We start from the raw sequence: 21309 nt of genomic DNA, 5'->3' as shown, positions 1-21309 counted from the left end.
CCGCATCGGGTACGGTAAATGGTCAGGCATTCAGCGTGACTGCACCGGAGAGCATCACCAATGCGGTTGTTACTCACATACAGATCACACCCGCGGCATCCTCATTGGCTGTGAGCCGTTACCAGAGATGACAGCCTATCCGCATCGACCTGCGCTGTACGACATAGTGCCGTATCAGCCAATATCAGATGGCATATCAAAAATCACACACAAAGAAAAAGCCCAAGCAATGCAATTGCTTGGGCTTATCATTTGGCGGTGAGGGAGGGATTCGAACCCTCGATACGTTGCCGTATACACACTTTCCAGGCGTGCTCCTTCAGCCACTCGGACACCTCACCAAATTTTCACTTCTTTGAAGTGGCTTTCGGAGCACGCGATGCGTGCTTTTTTTGCCGACTTCATCGGTGGGCAGCCACTGGGGCACCTCACCAAATTTTTTCTCACATTTTCAGGTGCCTGAGTTACACCATCGCTTACGGGCCATGCCGCGGCGACGGGGCGTAATGTAAGGGATGCTGTATCCTGGGGTCAACGCAATTTTGCAGCTTTCAGTCTGTTTGCTCAAGAACCGAGCCAACTGCGCAAAATATTGTCACACCGGCATCCCATTTGCTCAGGTTGCCGGCTGTTCTTGGCTATGTTCACCTTTCAATGCCTCTTCCAGCGAGCCATAAAACTCCAGCTGACCGGGTACGGGACGCACCTTGGCACGCGCCAGGGTCTTCAGCGGCTGAAACTGCAATTCGGCGACCCGCAGTTGCACCCCGGCCTTGACCATCTGCTGTTCAAACTGCAAGAAGGCGGAGAGCCCCCCCGCATCCAGAATGGAAACGGCCTCCATCTGCAATACCAGCAACTTGTGTCCCTTGACTTGGGCTACCAACTCGCCAAAGACCCGTTCGGCGGCGGCAAAGAACAGGGGACCATTGATCTTGTAGAGCAAGGCACCGGCCGGCACTTCGTGGGCATAGCGCTTGTGATCCGCCAGATCGTGCAGCCTGGTCATCTTGGCGATTTCACGCATGAACAGCAGTGACGCCAGGATCACCCCGAAGGTGATGGCAATCACCATGTCGAAGATGACAGTGAGCGAAAGACAGACCATCAATACCAGCACATCGGATTTAGGCGCGCGACGCACCAACTCCACGACCTTGTGTGCCTCACTCATGTCCCAGGCGACGATCAAAAGCAGCGCGGCCATGGCCGATAGCGGCAACCAGGAGAGCCAGGGCGCCAACACCAGAATGGCCGCCAACACCACCAGGGCATGGATGATACCGGAGACAGGCGATGTCGCCCCGGCGCGCACGTTGGCGGCGGAACGGGCAATCGCGGCAGTTGCCGTGATGCCGCCGAAGAAGGGCGCCAGTATGTTACCCAGCCCCTGCCCCACCAGTTCGGCGTTGGAGCTGTGTTTGCGCCCCGTCATGCCATCGAGCACCACGGCGCAGAGCAGCGACTCTATCGCCCCCAGCATGGCCATGGAGAAGGCCGCTGGCAGCAACCGCTGAATAGCCGCCAGGTTCCACTCAACCGGTGCACCATTCGGTCCGGGCAGAGACCACGGCATCACCAGAGTCGGGGCTATGGGCGGGATCCCCATCCCCTGAGTGCCATCGGCCAGGGTATAGCTGAACTTGGTGCCAATGGTGGCCACATCGACCCCGAAATAGTGCAGACCAAACCCCAGACCCACCCCCACCAGCACGGCGGGCAGGTGACCGGGCACCGGCAACCTCAGCCGTGGCCAGAGCAGCAACACGGCTAGGGTCGCAATCCCGACGAGCGTATCGCCCCATTGCCAGCTTGGCAGGGCTAACGCCAGCGCCTCAACCTTACCTATGTAGGTCTCCGGCATCTGCGCCACGAACAGACCAAAGAAATCTTTGATCTGCAAGGTGGCGATCACGATGCCGATACCACAGGTAAACCCCAGGGTCACAGAGAGCGGAATGTACTCGATGAGACGCCCAAGCCGGGCCATCCCCATGGCCACCAGAAAGAAGCCCGAAATCAGGGTCGCCATCAAGAGGCCACCCACGCCAAATTGCTGGGCTACCGGATAGAGGATCACCACAAAGGCGGCGGTCGGCCCCGAAATGGAGAAGCGGGAGCCACCGGTCACGGCAATGACGATGCCGGCTATGATGGCGGTGTAGAGACCGTGTTGTGGCGGCACGCCACTGGCAATGGCCAGTGCCATGGCCAGTGGAATGGCGATGATGCCGACCGTGATGCCGGCGATCAGATCGCGACCAAAGCGGGGGAGGCTATAGGGTTCATCAATACAGGATTGGCGTAAAGCAATGGCCAGCTTCACGCTTTGCAAAGGAGCTTGGTTGTGCATGTATGTCGTAATACCAGAAGAGGGAGATAAAGGCCGGATTGAACCGGCGCCCGATCATCATCAAGGGCCGGCAGAGCTGTCGACGCGGCGATGGTATCCTGGGCAACCATACTCCAGCCGATGAAATATTTCGATGGGCGGGATCAATGAATGACCGTTACCACGCAAAATCGCCGTTTATTGTCCACATATCACCGGTTTTTCTCACCATTACGCCGATCTTTCACTTTGCCTGCTAACTAAATTCAGACGCGGCCAAATCGCTCACCCTATCCGCCACACCTCTTCCCGCCGGGTCCGGGTCATGGCTTCATTGCTCCGGCGCGATGCGCCGCCCTCCCCCTCGGCTCAGCAAGCCCGCTATGTGGCTCGCCATCGAGGGCAGCCAGATCCCGGCCAGACACGCATGTGTCAAAACGAAAAAGTGCTCGGCAAAAGTCCGTTTCAAGCTGCTGATTGTGCTGAAAATAGTCCACAACGACCACGTTTTGGGCAAACGGGCCGAAATTCGATTTTTTGCGTCGGGTCGCGGGTTGACACCCGGCCAACAGGCTATTAATATCCGCTGCGTCTCAACGAGACAGGCAATTCCTCCTTAGTTCAGTCGGTAGAACGGCGGACTGTTAATCCGTATGTCACTGGTTCAAGTCCAGTAGGAGGAGCCAATTCCCTCGTAGTTCAGTCGGTAGAACGGCGGACTGTTAATCCGTATGTCACAGGTTCAAGTCCTGTCGAGGGAGCCAAATTCCAAAGCCCACCCCTATGGTTGGGCTTTTCATGTTTGTCACTGGTGCCCCACTTTCCTCTGTGTGGCGGACACATTAGGTTGCCGGTCGCCTGCCTCTCACACTCCTGATGTGTGGCCGATAGCGATGTAGGCCCAAAGGCCCCATCAACATCGAATAACAACCGACAAGCCGGGCCCAGTTTGATGGTGATGCCCTTGCGATGCAGCCAGTCAAAAACCAACATTTGCCAGCCGTTTCGCCCCATAATAAGCACAATTTTCCTCTACTCAGGAGTTCTCATGCGCCGATTCAATTTGATGCTCAATGGCAGCCGGTTGATGATGTTCCCTTTTTATGTGTGCATTCTGGTCTGCGTAGCGCTGTTGATGGTGAAGTTTGCCATGCAGCTCTATACGCTGTGCCGCAACATCATCGACATCCACTATCTTGACCTCATCACAGGGGTGCTGACTCTGGTGGACTTCGTATTGGTGGCGCAGATGTTGATCCTGGTGGCTATCTGCGGCTATCTGCAGTTTATTCAGACCCCGGAGCAGCGCGCTGCGATGACCGACAACTGGTTCAACAAGATCAACTTCGTCTCCCTGAAACTCATCGTCATCAACTCCCTGGTGACCATCTCCGGGATCGAGGTACTCAAAGCCTTTCTGGGCAATAGCTCCGGCAATGAAGTCGAGATTAAGTGGTCAGTCATCGTCTTTTTGGCCTTCTCACTGGCGGCACTTATCTATGCAATCACAGAAAAGTTGGTAGTAGAGCGCGAGTAGCCAGTTCCTGTTTTCATTCAGGATTGATTCATTAAGAGCCGAATTGATAACTCTTTTCATTACCTTTACTGCATTGTAAACTTGCTCCCCCCGGGCTGCACCGCCCGGGCGTTGGAGCCCTCAATGACAAGCCTTTCCCTCTCACCCCGACAGTTCTGGCAGTGGCTGGCCTATCACCACCAGGCCGCCGAGGGCACCCTCTATCTGATGTTCTTCTCCGGCCTGCTGTTGTGGGAGCCGCTGACTCCGCTCTGGTCGCTGGCGCGCTGGGCTCTGTTTTTCCATGTGATGCTCTCGCTCACCCTGTTCCCCCTGCTGTTTGGCGCCTTCTGGCTCTCCCATCGCGCATTGCTGAACCGCAGCAACAAGCCCTTCTTGCGGATCACAGGTCGCATCATCGAAGGGCTGCTGCTGGTCTGTCTGGCCAGCGGCCTGCTGCTGATCCTGCACGGCACCCCGGGGGACAGCATGGGCAGCCTCGCCAGCTGGGCCCACTGGCTGAGCGCCTTGGCGTTAACTCCTCTGGTGCTGCGCCACGCCTGGCGCTGGACCATCTTGCAATGGCGCTCCTGATCCCATGTTGAAGTCATCTCTTTGTGCATGTTTGTCACCCCTGCTGGCCCTCGTCCTGCTGCTGGCAACCCCCTTTGCGTTTGCCCAGCAGATGGGCGCTGGAATGCTCGCCTATGAGGAGGGGCAAAGGCCGCGCCTCGTCACCGCCAATCTGAACGCAGGCTCCGTCACCCTGCTTGAACGCGATAGCGGCAAGCGGCTAAACGAGGTGCAACTGGGAGGCGATCTGCGCCAGATTGCCCGCGCCGATGACGGCACCCTGCTGGTCACCGACTACAGCGGCGATCGATTACTGCTGCTGGATGATGATCTCAAGCTGGAAAAGGCGATCCCCACCGGCCATCGCCCCTATGGGGTCATCTTCGATCCCAAGCGGCAGTGGTTCTGGGTCACGCTGTTCGAATCAGCTCGTCTGCAAGCCTTCGACACCACGGGTAACCTCCAGCTGGATGCCAAGACCGCCGACACCCCGCGCGGACTGGCATTGACCGACGACGATCGCCTGCTGCTGACCCACGCCATGACAGGCCAGCTCGCCATCTATGATCTTGCCAAGCTTGGCCACAACGCAAAGGGCTCCTCCCTGCCCGAAACTACCCTGCCCAAGCCGCGCCTGATCACGCTAGCCGAGACCCACAGCGTGCCTCCTAGTGGAAAAACGAGCGACTCCCAAGGCTTGCCTCGCCTGCTCGATGGCATCGCCCTCTCCCCCGATGGCTGCGAAGCCTGGCTGCCTCACGTGCTGTGGAGCTTCAGCCACCCCTTCCAGTTTCAAAGCACCGTCTTTCCGGCGGTTTCCATCATCGATCTGGATGAGGAGAAAGAGCGGGTAGATGAAAGAAAGCAGCTCTTTTTGCAGATAAATCTGCCCAGCGTCGGCAACCGCAGCCAGATCGTCTCCAACCCGTTCGCCGCGCGCTTCGCCGAAGACGGCAAGCGGGTCTATCTGACCCTGGCGGGCTCGGAAGATCTGCTGGTGTTCGACCTCTCCCGCAGCGGCAAATCCAACAACAACCGCCACCGCCGCAAGAAGTTTCAGGGGGGCGCCAAGGCGACCCAGCTCTTGCGTCACCTGCCGGGCCAAAATCCGCGGGACTTGCTGATCGACGGCGACCACATTCTGGTGCACAACGCCATGGGGCAGGATCTTACCCGCCTCCATAGCGGCGGCCGCGGCCCGTTTGCCCGGGTCACCGTCGATGTGCCCCACTTCGCCAAACTGGTAGAGACAGATCCCCGCCCCGAACCGCTCCAGCGCGGCGAGCGGCTGTTCAACCTTGGTAACACAGAGTCCAACTCACGCTTCCCCATGGCCGGGGATAACTGGATGAGCTGCAACGCCTGCCATCTGGACGGATTCAACTTCACCAACCGCTATCTGATGGCGGCCCATCGCCAGAAGAGCGACGACAACGCCATCAACGGCCACGCCAACCTCACCAATATGGTGGCGGGGGATTTTGTCGGCGAATACCTGCGCATGACCCAGCAGACCCAGGGCGGCATGGGCCATGACACCCGCGATGGGGCCGAGGCGGTTGACCCCACCAAGCCTCAGCCCGAGGTGAAAGCGATGATGGAGGATCTGCACGCCTTCGTCACCGCCGATGGCAACCTCCCCTATCTCGCCAACTGGCTGCGGCTCGATGCCCCGCGCACGGATCCTGCCAAGGCACCGACCACCCACCCCAAGGAGTGGCTCAACTCCGCCTCCTGCCAGAGCTGCCACCAACAGGCCTTCAAGGACTGGAGCGAGAGCAACCACCGACTGATGGGTAACTCCCACCCCTACTACAAAGTGGTGCAGGCGCTGGCCCGCGAAACCGAAGGGGAAGCGTTCGGCCAGTGGTGTCAGGGCTGCCATATGCCCCAGCAGGTGATGACCGGCCAGATGGATCTGCCCAAGGGCTCCCACCTGTTCGAGCAGGGGGGCGCCTCGCTGATTGCCGCCCACAAGGCTGGGGAACCTGTGGTTGAGGAAGGGACCGGCTGCGTGCTCTGCCATCGCATCACCAAAGTGGAAGACGCGGGCGGCAACAGCGCCTTTACCGTGAATTTGAAAGACCGCGAGAGCTATGTGTTCGAGGATGCCCCGGGTGGCAGCCTTAAGCACTGGCTAGGGTCGCGGCAGATCAACGCCCGTCCAGCGGCCCACAAAGCCTCATACCAGAAGGATTTCTACCGCGACGCAGCCCTGTGCAAATCGTGCCACAACGAGTTTGCCCCGGGCACTGGCGCCAATATCGTCAACACCTGGGACGAGTGGGAGAACTCCAGCTTCGCCAAGGCCGAGGATCCCGCCAAGCGGCGCACCTGTATCGACTGCCATATGAACCCGGAGCCGGGCAATGGCGGCGCACCGGTGGCGGGCCAGTCCACCGAAAACGGCACCATGAAAGCGCGGCTCTATCGCCACAACTTTACCGGCGCCCAGCACCAGCTGGTGGGGTTGAGGAGTGCAACGCTTGAACAGGAGAGTCTGGCCCTGCTGCGCTCCAGCGCTACCCTCTCGGCTCGGATCGAACAGGCTGCAGATAGTCAGCAACTGGTGGTGCGGGTCGCCAATACCGGCGCAGGCCATGCCCTGCCCACTGGTGTGGCCGATTTTCGTGAACTCTGGCTGGCGCTGACCGTCACTGACGCCACCGGCAAGCTGGTGCTTGCCAGCGGCCAGCCGGTGGATGGTGCCGTCCCTGAAGATGCGCGGCTATTTAGAAAAGTGTTCGGCGATGGCGAGGGTAAACCGGTGGGGCTCAAGTTCTGGCGCTACGCCAAACTGCTGGAAGATACCCGCATTCCGGCCGATGGCTGGCGCGATGAAGCCTGGCCGCTACCCGCAGATGCCCAAGGGCCCTTCAAGGCCGATATCACACTCAATTTCCGCACTTACCCCAAGTGGGTCAATGATGCGGTGCGCGCCGCCGAGCCCAGCTTGCCGGAGCCACCCATAGTGCTGCTCGCTCGGCTTCAACTCAATCGGCTGCAACTCACCTTGCCGCCTCTTCCCGTCACGTCCGCTACGGAGCCTCAATCCTGATGTTTGCAAGTTTTCTCATTACCCTGCGCGAGGGGCTGGAAGCCTTCCTGCTGGTCGGTATCTGCCTCTCCTACCTCGCCAAGCTGGGGGCGAGTCGCTACAACAAGTTCATCTATCTGGGGGTGGGGCTCGGCCTTGTCGCCTCCCTTGTGGTCGCCTTCCTGTTCCAGGTGGTGGTGAGCCAGTTCGAGAGCGAGCGCTACAACCACCTCTTGATGGCGGGGATCCTGATCTTCGCCACTCTGGTGCTCACCTATATGGCAGTCTGGATGCAAAAGCAGGCCAAATCCCAGGTGGGGGCCATGACGGCGCGCATCGATGCGGCCATCGATGGCGGCAACCTGTTTGGTCTGGTGCTGCTCGCCTTCCTTGCTGTGATGCGCGAAGGGTTTGAAACCGTGCTCTTCTTCTCAGCCCTGCTCTATTCGGGCCAAGGGGTGGATCTGCAATCCGGCCTGATAGGCGCGCTGGCGGGGCTGCTGGTCTCCATCGCGCTGGTGTGGGGGCTGCTGCGCTCCACCCGCAAGGTGGCGCTGGCCCCCTTCTTCCGCTGGACCGGGCTGCTGATCATCATCATCGCCGCAGGCCTGTTGTCGTCAGCCATCAGCATGTTGCAAGCGGCGGACATCATCACCTTCTGGACCACGCCGGTGTTCGACATCAGCCACATTCTCGACGATCAGGGGGTATTTGGTACCTTCCTGCGCGCCCTGTTTGGCTACAATGCCTCACCCGCTGGCTTGCAGCTGCTGACCTGGGCCCTCTATCTGGCGATCTTCATTACCCTCTGGCAGCGCAGCTACCGCCCGCAGGGAAGTGCCGTGCCCGCCAAAGGCTGAGCCCGTATCACTAAACGGTACCAACACCCTTCGGGGCCGCGCCTTGGCGCGGTTCCCTTATCTATCAAGCAGTTTCGGAAATAGGTCATGAGCGATAACAACAAGAAGAACATTGCGGTGCTGGGTGCTGGCCCCGCCGGTTTGATGGCCGCCTGGCGCCTGCGCCGCGCCGGTTTTTCAGTCACCCTGTTCGAGCAGGAGCCGGTGGTCGGCGGCATGTGCGCCACCCAGACCTTCAAGGGGCGCGATGGCGACTATCGCTTCGACTACGGCGGTCACCGCTTTATCACCAAGAACCCCGAGCTGCTCGCCTTTATCGACGAGCTGATGGGTGACGATCTGCTCCACGCCGATCGCAAGAGCGTGATACGCTTTGGCGGGCGCACCTATGACTACCCCTTGAACCTGCCCAACCTGCTCAAAACGGCGCCGCTCGCCCTGATGGCCGGTGCGGTGAAAGACTTGCTGCTGTTGCCCTTTGCCAAGAAACCGGACGATTTCGCCAAGGCGAGCTTTGCCGAGTGGATCCAGAGTCACTTCGGCCGCACCCTCTATCGCCAGTTCTTCGAGGGCTACACCGGCAAGCTGTGGGGCATCAACCCGGACCAGCTCTCCGCCGACTGGGCCGGCCAGCGCATCAGCCTGATCGATCTGAAAGACGTGGCTCGCCGCCTGCTGCCAAGGCGCAATGGCAACCTCTCGGTGCGCACCTATGCCCGCAAGTACCGTTATCCAAAGTATGGCTTTGGCCAGATCTTCACCACCTTGGGCGAGCGGCTGGTGGCAGAGGGGGCCCTGCTCAAAACCGGCGCCACCATCACCCGCCTTGAGCAGGCTGATGGCCGCATCGAACGGGTGTATTGGTCGCAAGATAATGTTGAACAGAGCGCCGTCTTCGATCAGGTGATCTCCACCCTGCCGCTGCCACTCACCTGCCAGCATCTGGGCTTGCCGTGCGATCTGCACTACCGATCGCTGCGCTTCGTCAATATGCCGCTCAAACAGGAGAACCTGTCGGACAACACCTGGCAGTACCTCTCCGACCCCCATATTCTGGCCACCCGCTTGCAGGAGCCGCGCCGCCGCAGCCCCTTTATGGCGCCCCAGGGCCAGACCTCGGTGATGCTGGAGATCCCATGCAACCCGGGAGATGCCACCTGGCAGGCACCGCTCGCCGATCTGCGTGGTCGGGTCACAGCTGATCTCGCCAGCCTCGGTGTCGATACCGCCAAGCTTGGCGATGAGACCTTCGAAGCGCGCAGCGAGTACGCCTATCCGCTGATGGATCTTGGCTATCAGGCCCGCCGCAACGAAGCCATCAAGGCGCTGATGCCGATAGGCAACCTCATCATGACCGGCCGTCAGGGGACATTCCGCTACATCTTCACCGACACCGCCATGGAGATGGGGATGATGGCGGCCGACATGGTGATCGACGGGGTGGATAGACGTCATGCCATCTTTAACCATCGCAATGAAAATACCGTGATCGAAACCCAGAGCGTGGCTTGAGGATTGTCGGTGTCCAACAGGTAGGTAGACAGACGCCGCAACACCTTCAACCACCGCCACGAAAATACCGTGATTGAGACCCAGCGCGTGGCCTGAGGGCCGCGCTCTTGGCATAAGTAAGGAGAACAGGATGACCATACGCCCGGGTTTACTCGCCCTCACCCTGCTGTTGACGCTCAGTGGCCAGGCGCAGGCTTACTCCTACGCCGCCGCCGGCAAGGAGCCGCTGATCGATGCGCGCGAGGCGCTGCTTGGCGCCGCCACTGACGGCAAGGATGCCAGCGCCACCTTGAGCGAGATTGCCGACGAGCTGACTTATCTGGAAGAGCATCACAAGGTGGAACTGCAAGCGCCGCTGGCCGCCGCCATCAAGGGGGAAGATGCTGCCGCCACCGCCGCCCTGCTCAACCGCGCCTACAAGGCCGAGATCGAACGCCGCCTCGAAGGGGCCAGCCAGAATCTTGGCGACTACCAGAGCGCCAAGGTGCTGGTGGTCAAGAGCAAGCGCTTCCTCGATGTGATCCTCCCCTCCCTCAGTGAAGGGGATCGCAAGGCGGCCGAACAGGCGCTGGCCAAGGTGCTGGATGCCATCGGTAACCCGGGGGTATTCGGGGTGGGCGCCAAGCCCGCCGATGCCGCCGCCTTTGCCGAAGCACAAAAAGCGCTGATGGCCGTGCTGGCACCGCTCTGATTGCTGTCTGCCAATCATTGCGCCATCTCGCGTTGACAAACGGTGGGTTTCGCTTCGCTCGACCCACCCTACGCTCGGCTCTCTTTGGGCGGGGACAGGGTGAGGGAAGTCGGCGCTACAGCCGATTACGCTTCGCTAATCGGCCCTACTTGCTGATCCTATTGCAACTGGCTTGGCTCGGCTGGCTACTGGCCTTCCCGGTGGCGCTCGATTCCGACGATGCCCTCAATTTCGCCCACGGGGTGACGCGCTTTAGCGTGCTGGAGTTCTCCCCCCACTTTCCGGGCTACCCCGCCTTTATCTGGCTGGCGCGACTGATCAATCTGGCGGTGGACGATCCGGCCCGCGCGGTGCAGTGGGCAAGCCTGCTGGGCACAGCACTGCTGGCGCCGCTCGCCGCCTTGCTGGCGGTGAGATTGTGGCAACGGCCAAGCCTGCTCACCCCCGTCTGGCTACTGGTGCTGGCCCTGCCGCTCACCCCGACGCTGGCGCTATCCGGCCTCTCGGATGGGCCCGCGCTCGCCGCCTGGCTCGGGGCATTGCTGGCCTTGCAGCAGCGCAGAATTGCGCTGGCGGGTCTGTGGCTCGGTCTGTTGCTGGCCCTGCGCCCCTCCTATTTTGTGCTGGCGCTGCTGCCCCTTTGGCTAGGGATGGCGCAGCAGGGGACACGGTTCAGGTTCGTCCTCCCCATCGCGCTGGTGGGGCTTATCAGCCTGCTCTTTGTCTGGCAGGCCGATGGCTGGGCCTATTTCAGCGAGGGGCGACGCTTTACCGATGGCCACTTTACCCTGTGGGGTAACACGGCGGCGGCCCACGGCGACCGGCTGCTAAGCTGGGCGCGCACCTTCAACGAGCAGCTGACCCCGCTCTGGCCCCTGGCTGTCGGAGCCTTGCTGGTGCTGCCGCTCTGGCCAAGATCAAAAGACCACGCTGCCGCCCTCTCGCCGCTTTGGACGCTCTACTGGCTCGCCCTGCTGCTCTGGACCCTGTTTGGCCAGAATCCCGATAATCCCCGCCATCTGGCGCCCATCACCCTGCTCGGCATAGTTCTGCTGGCAGGCTGGCTGCCGCGCCGCACCGAGGGGCTGGCAACGGTGGCCGGATTGCTGCTGCTCACCGCGACCTTCACCCTGCCCCGTCCGCCCACCATGGTGCAGGCGGCCATGCTGGCAGAAAAAGCGTGCCCGGCGCTGGTGACCCAATGGGGGGTGAGGCTGCTGCGGGAGACCACTGCACTGCCGGTGACGGACGGCTGGTACCAGGGGGATGCGCGTCTCGCACTCAAGCAAGGGGCCTGTCGCCTCAGTCGCCGCCCCATAGCCGCGAGCGAGCTGCCCACTGCGGTGGATCAGCACTGGTTTGCCCCGCGCTTTGCCGCCGAGCCCGGCCTCTGGCTCGCCATCCCTTCGCCTGTGACAGGCAATGGCGCAAATAACAAACAACATAGAAATGGTGCAAAACTCACCCAAACAATTCAAAGACAGGGGAACAACTCGGTTACACTCACTGCGCATCCATAACAAACGAGTCTCATTATGCGTATAACCAGAGAGTGGTGGTGGGTTGTGTTCTGGCTGACCGGGACCTGCGCCCTCTTGTTGCTGCCCTTCTGGCTGCGTGGGGGTAGCCAGGGCCATGACCTGTTCCATCACCTGCTTTCTGGCCACTTCTTCGCGGTGCAGCTGTGGCAAGGGGAACTCTATCCGCGCTGGCTGATGGAGATGAATGGCGCCTTTGGCAGCCCGGTCTTTTTCTTCTATCCCCCTCTTCCCTACTATGTGAGCGCCCTCTTCGCCGGTCCGACGCCACTGGCCCACGAGGCAATGACACCCCTGCTCTGGAGCAGCAGCGTGGCACTCTGGCTATCCGGCCTGTTTGCCTATCTCTGGCTGCGCCCCTTTGCCAGCATGCCAAGGGCACTGGCGGCCAGTCTGCTCTATATGGCACTGCCCTATCATCTGGCGATCGATATCTATGCCCGTTTTGCCCTGGCCGAAAGCTGGGCCTTCGTCTGGGCACCGCTGGCCCTGCTGGCGCAGGATCGCCTCTGCCGACGCGCCCCCTTTGCCCTGCTGCTGCTCGCGCTGGCAGTCGCCATGCAGGCCCTCTCCCACCTGCCGAGCCTGCTGCTCATTTTGGGGTTGCTCACCGTGCGCAGTCTGCTGCTGGCCTGGCGCGGCAAAATGCGCGCCCCGCTGGCTGGCACCCTGCTCGGCCAGCTCTGGGGGCTGGCGATGGCCAGCCTGCTGCTGCTGCCTGCACTGCTGGATCAGGGGGGGATCTCCATGGAGCAGATGCGCACCGGCATGTTCGAATTTCAGCGCAACTTTCTCGACCGTTTGCCCGAGAGTCAGGAGGACTGGCGCTTTCGCGGCCATCTGGCCTGGCAGACCTGCCTTACCCTGGCCCTGCTGCTGGTTGCCTGGGCTGCCGCCCGTGAACCACGCCACCCCGAGCTGCTGATCTGGGGCGTGTTCGGCACCCTTTGTTTCCTGATGATGCTCCCCCTGAGCGAACCCCTGTGGCATCTGCTCGTACCGCTGCAGCTGGTCCAGTTTCCCTGGCGGTTCAATCTGCTGCTGGCCATCGCCACCGTGGCCGTGGTGGCGCTGGGCGCCCCCGCTTATCGCCCGTTGCAATGGCTCTGGTGGGCCCTGCTTGCCCTCACCCTGTTGTCACAGGGGATCTATGTGCGCGAGTCGCCCCTCACCCAGGCACCGTCAAAGAGCCTGCTCGATGCCGAGTTCGACAGCAAACGCAGTGCGCGCGAATACCGGCCACAGCAGGTGCCGCGCGGCATGTTTGCCCCCACCCTGCTGGCCTGGAGAGAGGAGTTTCAACCCCCCATCACCACCGAGCAGAAGGGGGTCTCGTGGCAGATCCTGAGCTGGCGGCCACGCCATATCGAACTCACCGTGGATGCCCCCGTCCCCGCCAAGCTGATCTTGCACCAGTTTGACTATCCCGGCTGGCAGGCGATGCTCAACCAGCGCCTGCCGCTGAGTGTGAGCAGTACCCACAACGGGCTGGTGCAGGTCTGGGTGCCTGCTGGGCAGCATCAGCTCACCTTTACCCTGAGCGCACGCTGGCCGGAGCGACTCGGTTACGGCATCTCGCTGCTGGCATGGCTGCTCTGGCTACTCGTGCTGACAAAGGAAGTTCGCGCTAACAGCGTGGGGAACAGGGCACCGCCCTCCCCCTTTTGAGAGAGCAGGAACGCCATGCCGGGCGCGACCAAACCTGATAAACTCGCACTTTGCCCATTGCAGCCACGTTTCACCACCGGACAGCCTATGCCCCAGAGCAATACAACGCCCCTCTCTCCCCGTTTTCTGTTTATCCTGCTCGGTGCGCTGGCGGGTCTGACGCCGCTGGCAGTGGACATGTATCTGCCCGCTATTCCGGCCATCGCCAAGGATCTCGCCACCAGCATCGACGGCGCCCAGCTCACCATCAGTGCCTTCCTCGGTGGCTTCGCCATTGGCCAGCTGTTCTACGGGCCGCTCGCCGACAGCTATGGCCGCAAACCGGTGATCCTGGTGGGTCTGGTGATGTTTGCCATCGCCTCTGTGGGTTGCGCCATGGCGGACTCCCTGCCCGAATTGCTGGCCTGGCGCATGTTGCAAGCGGCGGGCGGAGCGGCGGGCTCTGTGGTGGTCAATGCCCTGCTGCGCGACCTGTTCGAGAAGGAGGCGTTCTCCCGCGCCATGTCGTTCGTCATCCTGACGATGACGCTGGCCCCCCTGATAGCCCCCGTGGTAGGTGGTTACATCAGCGCCCATAGCGACTGGCGGGTGATCTTCTGGCTGCTGATGGGCATCAGCCTGCTCATCTGCGCGGTGATGCAGTGGAAAATTCAGGAGACCCTGAAGCCCGAACACAGGCAACCGCTCAGGCTGGGGCAGGTGCTGCGCAACTACTGGGGTGTGATCTCCCATCGCGGTGCCATGGGCTATGTGCTGTGCGGCGCCCTGTCGAGCGCCGGCATGTTTGCCTTTATCAGCGCCTCACCCTACGTCTACATCGAGTATTTCCAGGTGCCGACCGAGCACTACGGCTGGCTGTTTGGCCTCAACATACTGCTGATGATGGTGGTCACCTTCGTCAACAGCCGACTGGTGAAAGGAGTCGGCGCCGAGCGCATGCTGCAATACGGCCTGCTGGTACTGCCCGTTGCCGGTGCCCTGCTTATCTACAACGCCTGGAGCCAGACCGGGGGCCTGTGGGGCATCGTCATCCCTGTGGTGCTGTTTGTCGGTCACATCAGTCTGGTGGGGGCCAACGCCATGACGGGCCTGATGGGCCACTTCCCCCAATCGGCGGGCACTGCCTCGGCACTGGCTGGCACATTGCGCTTTGGTATAGGTGCCCTGGTGGGTATTCTGGTCAACCTCAATCCGCCCGAATCGCCGCTGCCCATGGCCATCGCCATCGCCAGCTGCGGGTTTGGTTCGGCCATCAGCTACTGGCTGCTGGCCGACAAGAAATAAACGCCTGACAACACAACGCCGCCCTCTTTGAGCGCCAAAGAGGGCGGCGTTTTCATGTCCGTTGTGCTGTCCCCACCCGCAGCAGGGAGACGCAGCTGGCTGGCCGGGAAATTACTTCTTGCCAAAGCCCGACTGCTTGAGCGTGTAACCCGCGCTGTTTTGCCAGGCATCCAGACCGCTGCGGTTGTTGCCCGCCACCAGACTGGCGGCCAGACTCGGGCTGTTGAACAGCTGATCGGCGGTGAACACCAGGCCCCCTTCGCTGCGCAAGGTAAGGATCCCCTTGCCCAGCAGCTCCTGACGCAGTTCGATCACGGCGTCACGCAGGGAGGCGGCATCCTCGCCATTGGCGGTGGAGCCCGCCAGCACCATGAAGCCGGGATGTTGCCGCTTGCCCACCGGATAACCGTGAGCCTCGGCCCCCTTGCCGTTGAAGTGGTACAGCTCGCGCTCCCCCGGCGTGTTGTCGGAGAGCGCCTTTTGCAGGGTCATCAGCTCGTTATAAATCTCGATGGGGACGACGGCAGCCTGCTTGTTGCCCTTGCTATCGATGATAAAACTGACTTGCTTGTGTAACATCCTTGCTCATCCTGTGACCCATGGAAGCTCCTATTCTAACCACCTCTGGCAAGCGGGATCCAGCGAGGATCCTCACCTCTTTTGCAGGCTTGATCACTAACTGGCTCTCTTGAACCGTTGCGAGGCGTGTTGATCATTCCCAAGCGTGATAGCCTAGATAGCATGATGAAAGCCATTGACCATCAAGCGGTTATCCCATGCTGACCCTGCGCAACCTCTGCAAGAGCTTCGATAACGGCAGCGAACGCCTGCCGCTGTTCCATCATCTGGATCTCACCCTGGCCGCAGGCGAAATCACCCTGCTGCTGGGGCAGAGTGGCTGTGGCAAGTCCACCCTGCTCAACCTGATCGCCGGACTCATCCCCCCGGATGAGGGGGAGATCTGGCTGGGGGAGACCCGGCTCGACAACCAGTCCCCGGATGATAAGGCCCGCCAGCGCGGTCGGCATTTTGGCATCGTCTATCAGGATTTCAACCTGCTGCCGACCCTGAACGTGGAGGAGAACCTCTGTCTGCCGCTCGCCATCAACGGCCTGCCACAGGATGAGACAAAGATTGACCGCTTGCTGCAACAGCTCGATATGGCCCACAAGCGCCACGCCTGGCCGGAGCAACTCTCCGGCGGCCAGCGCCAGCGGGTCGCCCTGGCCCGCGCCCTCATTCACCAGCCCCAGTGGCTCCTGGCCGACGAGCCCACAGGGAGCCTCGATGAGCACAACGCCGAGCAGGTGATGGCGTTGATGATGGAGGCGGTGCGAGAAACCGGTGCGGGTCTCTTGCTGGTGAGCCACAACCCCGCCTATGGCGCGCTGGCGGATAGAGTGCTGCGCCTCGAAGGGGGCCAGCTGATTGAGCTCAAGAGGGCGCGCCATGCGTGACGCCAGCGGCGATCGCGAGGCTGTCTCATGCTGCCACTGAAGGCGCTGCTGCGCCTTTATCGCACGCATCCCTGGCTGCTGTTGATGAGCCTGACCGGGCTCATGCTGGGGGTCTCACTGGTGGTGGCCATCGAGCTGCTTAACCACAGTGCCAGCACCAACTTCGTCGCCGCCCGCACCCAGCTGGCGGGGGATGCCAACTACCGGCTGGCCCCGAGCGGTGGCCTGGATGAGCAAGGTTACGTACAACTGGTGCGCAGCCAGCCGAGCCTCAATGCCATGCCGCAGCTGCATGCCTGGCTCAAAGACGAGCAGGGACGCAGTTTTCAGCTGCTGGGGATGGATCTCTTCAACCCCGGCCCCCTGCGCCAGCTGTTTGGTGAGGGCCCATCCAGCGAGCCCACCTTCTCCTTAAGCCACGCCGACAGTGTCTGGCTGGCGACGCCGGAGGCCAAACGGCTCGACTGGCAGCCGGGCCAGTCCCGTACCTTTGTGCTGGGCGGCGGTGGCGAAGGTGATCGCCCGCTAACCCTGACCCTGGCGGGCACCTTCGAACCCGGCGCCGTGCCCATGGAGCGGCTGCTGGTGACCGACATTGGCCTCGCCCAGCCTCTGCTTGGCAAAGAAGGTCGGCTCGATCGCATCATCTTCAAGCTAAGTGACGCCGAGGCCCGCGCCCTGCAAGCCCTGCTGCAAGCTAACCTCCCCCATCAACCGCTCTGGCTCGAGCCTATCAGCCCGGCACTCGATGCCAGCCAGCTCGGCGATGCCCTGGCGCTCAACCTCACCGCCCTCTCCCTGCTCGCCATGGCGGTGGGACTGTTTCTGGTGTTCAACGCCCAGCGTTTCGTGCAGAGCGTGCGCCGCCCCCAGCTGGCCCAGCTCATCATTCTGGGGCTGCCGCCGAGCAGGCTGCTGCGCTGGCTGGTGCTGGAGCTGCTGATCCTCGCCACCCTGGGCACCTTGCTCGGGTTGGTGCTTGGTAGCCTGTTAGCCCTGACGCTGATGGGGCAACTGACCCAGGCGCTGGCCGACCTTTATGGCCCCAATCCCATCGATCTGCTGCGTCTCTCCCCTCTGGGCCTGCTCAAGGCGCTGGTGATAGGCCTGCTGGGGACCCTTGCCGCCAACCTGCCCGGCTGGTGGCAGCTGCTACGCCAATCGCCCCTTGCACTGCGCGAAGGCAACAGCCGCCCGCCGCGACATATCTGGCGTCGGCGGGGGCTTGCCATCGCCATACTGCTGCTCTGCGCACTGTGCCTCTGGCTGCCACAAACCGGCCTGCCGGGGGCCCTCTTCGTGGCCGGAGGCTGGCTGCTGGCCATGGCGCTCTGGCTGCCCGACGCCTTGCGCTGGCTGCTGGGACGGCTGCGCTGCGCCATGGGGGCGCCGGATCGCCACTACCTCTTGACCGCCCGACTCGGGGTGGCCGAGACCCAATACCATCTGGATCGCACCGCCATCGCCGTGATGGCGCTGCAACTGGCCATCGCCGCGGCCATCGGCATAGGGGTCATGGTGTCGAGCTTTCGCTCGAGCGTGGAGATCTGGCTGGGCCAGCGTCTGGCCGCCGATCTCTATGTCACGGCTCCCAAGGGGGTGGCAGGCAACAAGGGCGTCCTGAGCGAGGCGACCCTGACCGCTATTCTGGCCGAACCGGACGTGGCGCAAGCATCGCGCCGCTCGGTGCATCCCGCCCGCTGGCAGGGGCAGCCCATCGAGTGGGCGCAGATGGACTTTATCCCACAGCTTAAAGCCGCCTATCCCCTGTTGGCCGGGCGCTGGCCAACCAACCCCGACGAGGTGCTGGCAAGCGAGCCCCTGACGGTGCGCCTCGGGGTCAAGGTGGGCCAGACGCTCAGCATCACCGCCGAACAGGGGCCAAGGCAGCTTACCGTCACCGGCGTCTATCAGGATTACGGCAGTGACAAGGGGCAACTCCTGCACGCCTTCGAAGAGGGTGCGGTGCAATCCCTCGCCCTGTTCAGTGCCAACCCTGAGCAGCTGGCCGACCGACTGCGTGCCCGTTTTGGCGAACAACTCAATCTGCTCTCAGCCCCATCCATCCACACCGCCGCCCTCAAGGTGTTCGACCAGACCTTTGTGGTGACCGAGCTGCTTAAATTGCTGATTTTGGGCATCGCCTTCGTCGGTATCGGCTCGGCCTTCATGGTGCTGGGGCTGGCCCGGCGCAGTGAATTGCAGACCTTGCAGAGTCTGGGCTTGAGCCCCCGCCACTGTCGCCGCCTGCTGGTGTGGCAGGGGGCAGGATTGGGACTGCTCACGGCGCTGCTGGCGCTGCCGGTGGGCTATGGCCTCGCCTGGGTGCTGATCGAGGTGGTCAACCCCCGCGCCTTTGGCTGGCGCCTCGCCTTCGAGGCCGCCCCCCTGCATGCCATCACGGCCCTGTTGCTGGCGCCTGTGTGTGGTGCATTGGCCTCCTGGTTTGCGGCGAGGAAAGTGGTATGAACAACATCAAGATTGGGCTGCTGCTCGCCTGTGCCCTGTATGGCACGGTCGCCACGGCCAGCGATCTGGGCACCCTGCTCGGCGGCGGCAACGATAACTTCAAAAAGGCCCTGCCGGGCCAGCCTATCCAGTTGCCCGCCGACCACGGCGCCCATCCCGACTACCGATCCGAGTGGTGGTATCTCACCGGCAACCTCAAAGACGAGCAGGGGCGCGAATATGGGCTGCAGTGGACCCTGTTTCGCCAGGGTATCGAGCAGGAGATCAAATCGGACAACCCCTGGCTCACTCCCCAGCTCTGGCTGGCCCAGTTTGCCATCACAGACCTCGGCAAAGGCAGCCACCAACAGGATGAGCGCACCAGCCGCCAGGGCCCGGGGCTCGCCGGCGCCAGCGGCGGTGAATACTGGATCAAGGAGTGGGTACTCACCTCCCGGGGGGAATCGCTCTTTCCCGCCACCCTCAGGGTGCAGAGCAAGGTGGGGGATCTCACCCTCCAGGTCAGCGCAGCCAAACCCGTGGTGCTGCAGGGCAAGCAGGGTTACAGCGAGAAGAGCCCGGGCAACGCTTCGTTTTACTACTCCTACCCGCGCCTGACGCTAAGTGGCACTTTGACCCTGGATGGGGAGACCCGCACCGTCACCGGTCAGGGCTGGTTCGATCACGAGTGGAGCAGCTCGGTATTGGCCGACTGGCAGTCGGGCTGGGACTGGTTCTCGCTGCAATTTGAAGATGGCCGCGAGCTGATGCTGTTTCGCCTGCGCACCAAGGCGGGGCGCACTGAGCCAGAAAACCGCTACGGCATCCTGATTGAGCGGGACGGCAGTAGCCGGGTACTCTCCCCTGACGATATCACGCTGACGCCGGGCAAGACCTGGCGCAGCCCCAAGGGGCAAGCCTACCCCGTGGAGTGGCAACTCAAGGCCGCCGATATGAACCTCACTATCCGTGCTCGCCAACCCAATCAGGCCATGACAGGGCGTTTTGACTACTGGGAGGGGGCTGTCACCGTAGAGGGGGATGCCCAAGGGCTGGGGTATCTGGAGATGACCGGTTACTAAGCTAGCCGGTTTGTTCGACGACCCGAAACTGATAGACAGCATAAACAGGGCGTAGGAGAGGTATCGCCAACCCATCTATATCACTTGGCGCCAGCGGTCAATGATAGCGATCCTGCTTGTTTATCGAACAAGCCTCACCTACTCCTCCCCCTACCTTCTTGCTCAAATTCTGATCTCCGTCAAAAAATCATTCAAAACTCGATCGATAAATAACTTTTTACTCACCTTAATAGGTCTTCGTTTGATACCCTACTCGTCCAGATCTCTCAGCGACAATGACAGCCAAGGAGCGGTTATGGTACACCCCTCTGCAATCTGGTTAAAAACAGCACTCTGGGAGCTGTAACCCCGTGCGGTAGTTATCTTACTTTTTGAGTCATGGAATAAAAAATCGACACTTTCTCGGCATACCAGTGCTGACTATCAACTTGTTGGATTGAAATAACCTTCAATGCGTCAAAAAAGGACTTTTAGACTATGACTGCTATCGAAAATGTATCTATTGTCATTACCACCATTTTGATCACTGGTGTAATATTATTTTTTTTAAATCGGAAATTAAATCGCAATATCATTCAGAAGTTAAGGTCGGCAGAGTCACAATCACACGAAATAGAGAAAAAATTTCATATTAGGGAAAGAGAATTTCTTAACGAGAAAAATCAGATAGCTATTGACCAAAACAATGCTGTAAAAATTGATATAGCGAAGGCATTCGAAGAAGGTCGTCTTTTAGGAAAATCAGAAGGCCAATATGAGCACGTTCACGAATTGACAAAGCAAAGAGAAAAATTTTCCTTAAGGTTATCTGAAGATATCGAAGAAGCAGTTTCCGATGCGAAAGAAAAACTCAGAGCAGAGTACGCGCTGCAGACTAAACTCTTTAGTGTAAAAATAAGCCCTTATTATAAAATTGGTGATGACAAGGGTTGGGTTAAAACACAGCATGACGTTAACATTGGATATCAATATCAGCTACTTATCAATGGAATTCCTGCATTTCAGCCACATATTGTTATTGAAAGAAGCGAATCAATAAGTGAAATCAATGAAGATACCAAGGCAATTTTATTAAATTCTGCTATAGGATTAGCAGAGGCGGCGATTAGTACATACCTAGGTATAAATCCACAATTCGCACGATTAGCACCCGCTATAACTATACAAAAAAGTGAAGCTAGCATTAAAAATACATCCCCTGCAACTGAATGAGTTTATAAAATATTACATTGTAATCCTACGGTAATCCCCCCATTTTTAGGGGCATTCAAAAGTAGAGGTCATGCAGCCTTTGCCAGATGCTGCTTTGGG

Annotated in this window: 15 protein-coding genes and 3 tRNA genes; 15 read left to right on the top strand and 3 right to left on the bottom strand. The window is 60.5% G+C overall.

What is annotated here, in order from left to right:
• Nucleotides 1-253 precede the first annotated feature (253 nt).
• Nucleotides 254-341, bottom strand: a tRNA-Ser gene (locus BN1129_RS07645).
• A 275-nt stretch (nucleotides 342-616) separates the two neighbouring features.
• Nucleotides 617-2353: a C4-dicarboxylic acid transporter DauA gene (gene dauA, locus BN1129_RS07640; protein ID WP_042035646.1), complete on the bottom strand. Its 1737-nt coding sequence runs from the start codon at nucleotides 2351-2353 to the stop codon at nucleotides 617-619.
• A gap of 589 nt (nucleotides 2354-2942) precedes the next feature.
• On the opposite strand from dauA, the gene BN1129_RS07635 reads away from it, so the two are divergent.
• The 11 genes from BN1129_RS07635 (at nucleotide 2943) to BN1129_RS07585 (ending at nucleotide 15011) form a co-directional block, all read left to right on the top strand.
• Nucleotides 2943-3018 (top strand) — tRNA-Asn (locus tag BN1129_RS07635).
• Nucleotides 3019-3020: 2 nt separating this feature from the next.
• A tRNA-Asn gene (locus BN1129_RS07630) sits at nucleotides 3021-3096 on the top strand.
• A 284-nt stretch (nucleotides 3097-3380) separates the two neighbouring features.
• Nucleotides 3381-3869 carry a YqhA family protein gene (locus tag BN1129_RS07625; protein ID WP_042035645.1) on the top strand — a complete coding sequence of 163 codons (489 nt, stop codon included), beginning with the start codon at nucleotides 3381-3383 and terminating at the stop codon, nucleotides 3867-3869.
• A 123-nt stretch (nucleotides 3870-3992) separates the two neighbouring features.
• Nucleotides 3993-4442: a hypothetical protein gene (locus BN1129_RS07620; RefSeq protein WP_042035644.1), complete on the top strand. Its 450-nt coding sequence runs from the start codon at nucleotides 3993-3995 to the stop codon at nucleotides 4440-4442.
• A 4-nt stretch (nucleotides 4443-4446) separates the two neighbouring features.
• Complete coding sequence (locus tag BN1129_RS07615; RefSeq protein WP_042035643.1) at nucleotides 4447-7479, top strand: YncE family protein; 3033 nt, start codon at nucleotides 4447-4449, stop codon at nucleotides 7477-7479.
• Complete coding sequence (locus BN1129_RS07610) at nucleotides 7479-8318, top strand: FTR1 family iron permease (protein WP_042035642.1); 840 nt, start codon at nucleotides 7479-7481, stop codon at nucleotides 8316-8318. The genes BN1129_RS07615 and BN1129_RS07610 overlap by 1 nt, the downstream gene beginning before the upstream one ends.
• An 87-nt stretch (nucleotides 8319-8405) precedes the next feature.
• A complete protein-coding gene (locus BN1129_RS07605) occupies nucleotides 8406-9830 on the top strand; it encodes an NAD(P)/FAD-dependent oxidoreductase (RefSeq protein WP_042035640.1) in 1425 nt (474 codons plus the stop codon).
• A 130-nt stretch (nucleotides 9831-9960) separates the two neighbouring features.
• Nucleotides 9961-10521 (top strand): hypothetical protein, encoded by a 561-nt coding sequence (locus BN1129_RS07600; RefSeq protein WP_042035638.1) that lies wholly within the window; start codon nucleotides 9961-9963, stop codon nucleotides 10519-10521.
• A gap of 149 nt (nucleotides 10522-10670) precedes the next feature.
• A complete protein-coding gene (locus BN1129_RS07595; RefSeq protein WP_244463029.1) occupies nucleotides 10671-12041 on the top strand; it encodes a hypothetical protein in 1371 nt (456 codons plus the stop codon).
• Between the two features lie 15 nt (nucleotides 12042-12056).
• The gene (locus BN1129_RS07590) at nucleotides 12057-13727 is read left to right on the top strand and encodes a hypothetical protein (protein ID WP_042035637.1); all 1671 of its coding nucleotides are present in this window, start codon (nucleotides 12057-12059) and stop codon (nucleotides 13725-13727) included.
• An 87-nt stretch (nucleotides 13728-13814) separates the two neighbouring features.
• Complete coding sequence (locus BN1129_RS07585) at nucleotides 13815-15011, top strand: Bcr/CflA family multidrug efflux MFS transporter (protein ID WP_042035636.1); 1197 nt, start codon at nucleotides 13815-13817, stop codon at nucleotides 15009-15011.
• Nucleotides 15012-15122: 111 nt separating this feature from the next.
• Here the strand turns inward: BN1129_RS07585 and BN1129_RS07580 are convergent, their stop codons facing one another.
• On the bottom strand, nucleotides 15123-15590 hold the full coding sequence (locus tag BN1129_RS07580; protein ID WP_042035635.1) for a DUF4357 domain-containing protein: 468 nt from the start codon (nucleotides 15588-15590) through the stop codon (nucleotides 15123-15125).
• 197 nt (nucleotides 15591-15787) lie between these two features.
• On the opposite strand from BN1129_RS07580, the gene BN1129_RS07575 reads away from it, so the two are divergent.
• The 4 genes from BN1129_RS07575 (at nucleotide 15788) to BN1129_RS07560 (ending at nucleotide 21210) form a co-directional block, all read left to right on the top strand.
• Nucleotides 15788-16468, top strand: a complete 681-nt coding sequence (locus BN1129_RS07575; RefSeq protein ID WP_042035634.1) for an ABC transporter ATP-binding protein — start codon at nucleotides 15788-15790, stop codon at nucleotides 16466-16468.
• A 27-nt stretch (nucleotides 16469-16495) separates the two neighbouring features.
• The gene (locus tag BN1129_RS07570; protein WP_042035633.1) at nucleotides 16496-18937 is read left to right on the top strand and encodes an ABC transporter permease; all 2442 of its coding nucleotides are present in this window, start codon (nucleotides 16496-16498) and stop codon (nucleotides 18935-18937) included.
• A complete protein-coding gene (locus BN1129_RS07565; protein WP_042035632.1) occupies nucleotides 18934-19998 on the top strand; it encodes a lipocalin-like domain-containing protein in 1065 nt (354 codons plus the stop codon). The genes BN1129_RS07570 and BN1129_RS07565 overlap by 4 nt, the downstream gene beginning before the upstream one ends.
• A 477-nt stretch (nucleotides 19999-20475) precedes the next feature.
• The gene (locus BN1129_RS07560; RefSeq protein WP_042035631.1) at nucleotides 20476-21210 is read left to right on the top strand and encodes a hypothetical protein; all 735 of its coding nucleotides are present in this window, start codon (nucleotides 20476-20478) and stop codon (nucleotides 21208-21210) included.
• Nucleotides 21211-21309: the final 99 nt, after the last annotated feature.

Source organism: Aeromonas popoffii, assembly GCF_000820025.1.
GTDB lineage: Bacteria > Pseudomonadota > Gammaproteobacteria > Enterobacterales > Aeromonadaceae > Aeromonas > Aeromonas popoffii.
The sequence above is the reverse complement of the archived record's forward strand: the minus strand, read 5'-3'. Positions and strand labels throughout refer to the sequence as shown.

Bases quoted from the DNA above. Each gene is read 5' to 3' on its own strand.
- dauA (WP_042035646.1), bottom strand. From the start codon at position 2,353: ATGCACAACCAAGCTCCTTTGCAAAGCGTGAAGCTGGCCATTGCTTTA.
- BN1129_RS07625 (WP_042035645.1), top strand. From the start codon at position 3,381: ATGCGCCGATTCAATTTGATGCTCAATGGCAGCCGGTTGATGATGTTC.
- BN1129_RS07620 (WP_042035644.1), top strand. From the start codon at position 3,993: ATGACAAGCCTTTCCCTCTCACCCCGACAGTTCTGGCAGTGGCTGGCC.
- BN1129_RS07615 (WP_042035643.1), top strand. From the start codon at position 4,447: ATGTTGAAGTCATCTCTTTGTGCATGTTTGTCACCCCTGCTGGCCCTC.
- BN1129_RS07610 (WP_042035642.1), top strand. From the start codon at position 7,479: ATGTTTGCAAGTTTTCTCATTACCCTGCGCGAGGGGCTGGAAGCCTTC.
- BN1129_RS07605 (WP_042035640.1), top strand. From the start codon at position 8,406: ATGAGCGATAACAACAAGAAGAACATTGCGGTGCTGGGTGCTGGCCCC.
- BN1129_RS07600 (WP_042035638.1), top strand. From the start codon at position 9,961: ATGACCATACGCCCGGGTTTACTCGCCCTCACCCTGCTGTTGACGCTC.
- BN1129_RS07590 (WP_042035637.1), top strand. From the start codon at position 12,057: ATGCGTATAACCAGAGAGTGGTGGTGGGTTGTGTTCTGGCTGACCGGG.
- BN1129_RS07585 (WP_042035636.1), top strand. From the start codon at position 13,815: ATGCCCCAGAGCAATACAACGCCCCTCTCTCCCCGTTTTCTGTTTATC.
- BN1129_RS07580 (WP_042035635.1), bottom strand. From the start codon at position 15,590: ATGTTACACAAGCAAGTCAGTTTTATCATCGATAGCAAGGGCAACAAG.
- BN1129_RS07575 (WP_042035634.1), top strand. From the start codon at position 15,788: ATGCTGACCCTGCGCAACCTCTGCAAGAGCTTCGATAACGGCAGCGAA.
- BN1129_RS07570 (WP_042035633.1), top strand. From the start codon at position 16,496: ATGCTGCCACTGAAGGCGCTGCTGCGCCTTTATCGCACGCATCCCTGG.
- BN1129_RS07565 (WP_042035632.1), top strand. From the start codon at position 18,934: ATGAACAACATCAAGATTGGGCTGCTGCTCGCCTGTGCCCTGTATGGC.
- BN1129_RS07560 (WP_042035631.1), top strand. From the start codon at position 20,476: ATGACTGCTATCGAAAATGTATCTATTGTCATTACCACCATTTTGATC.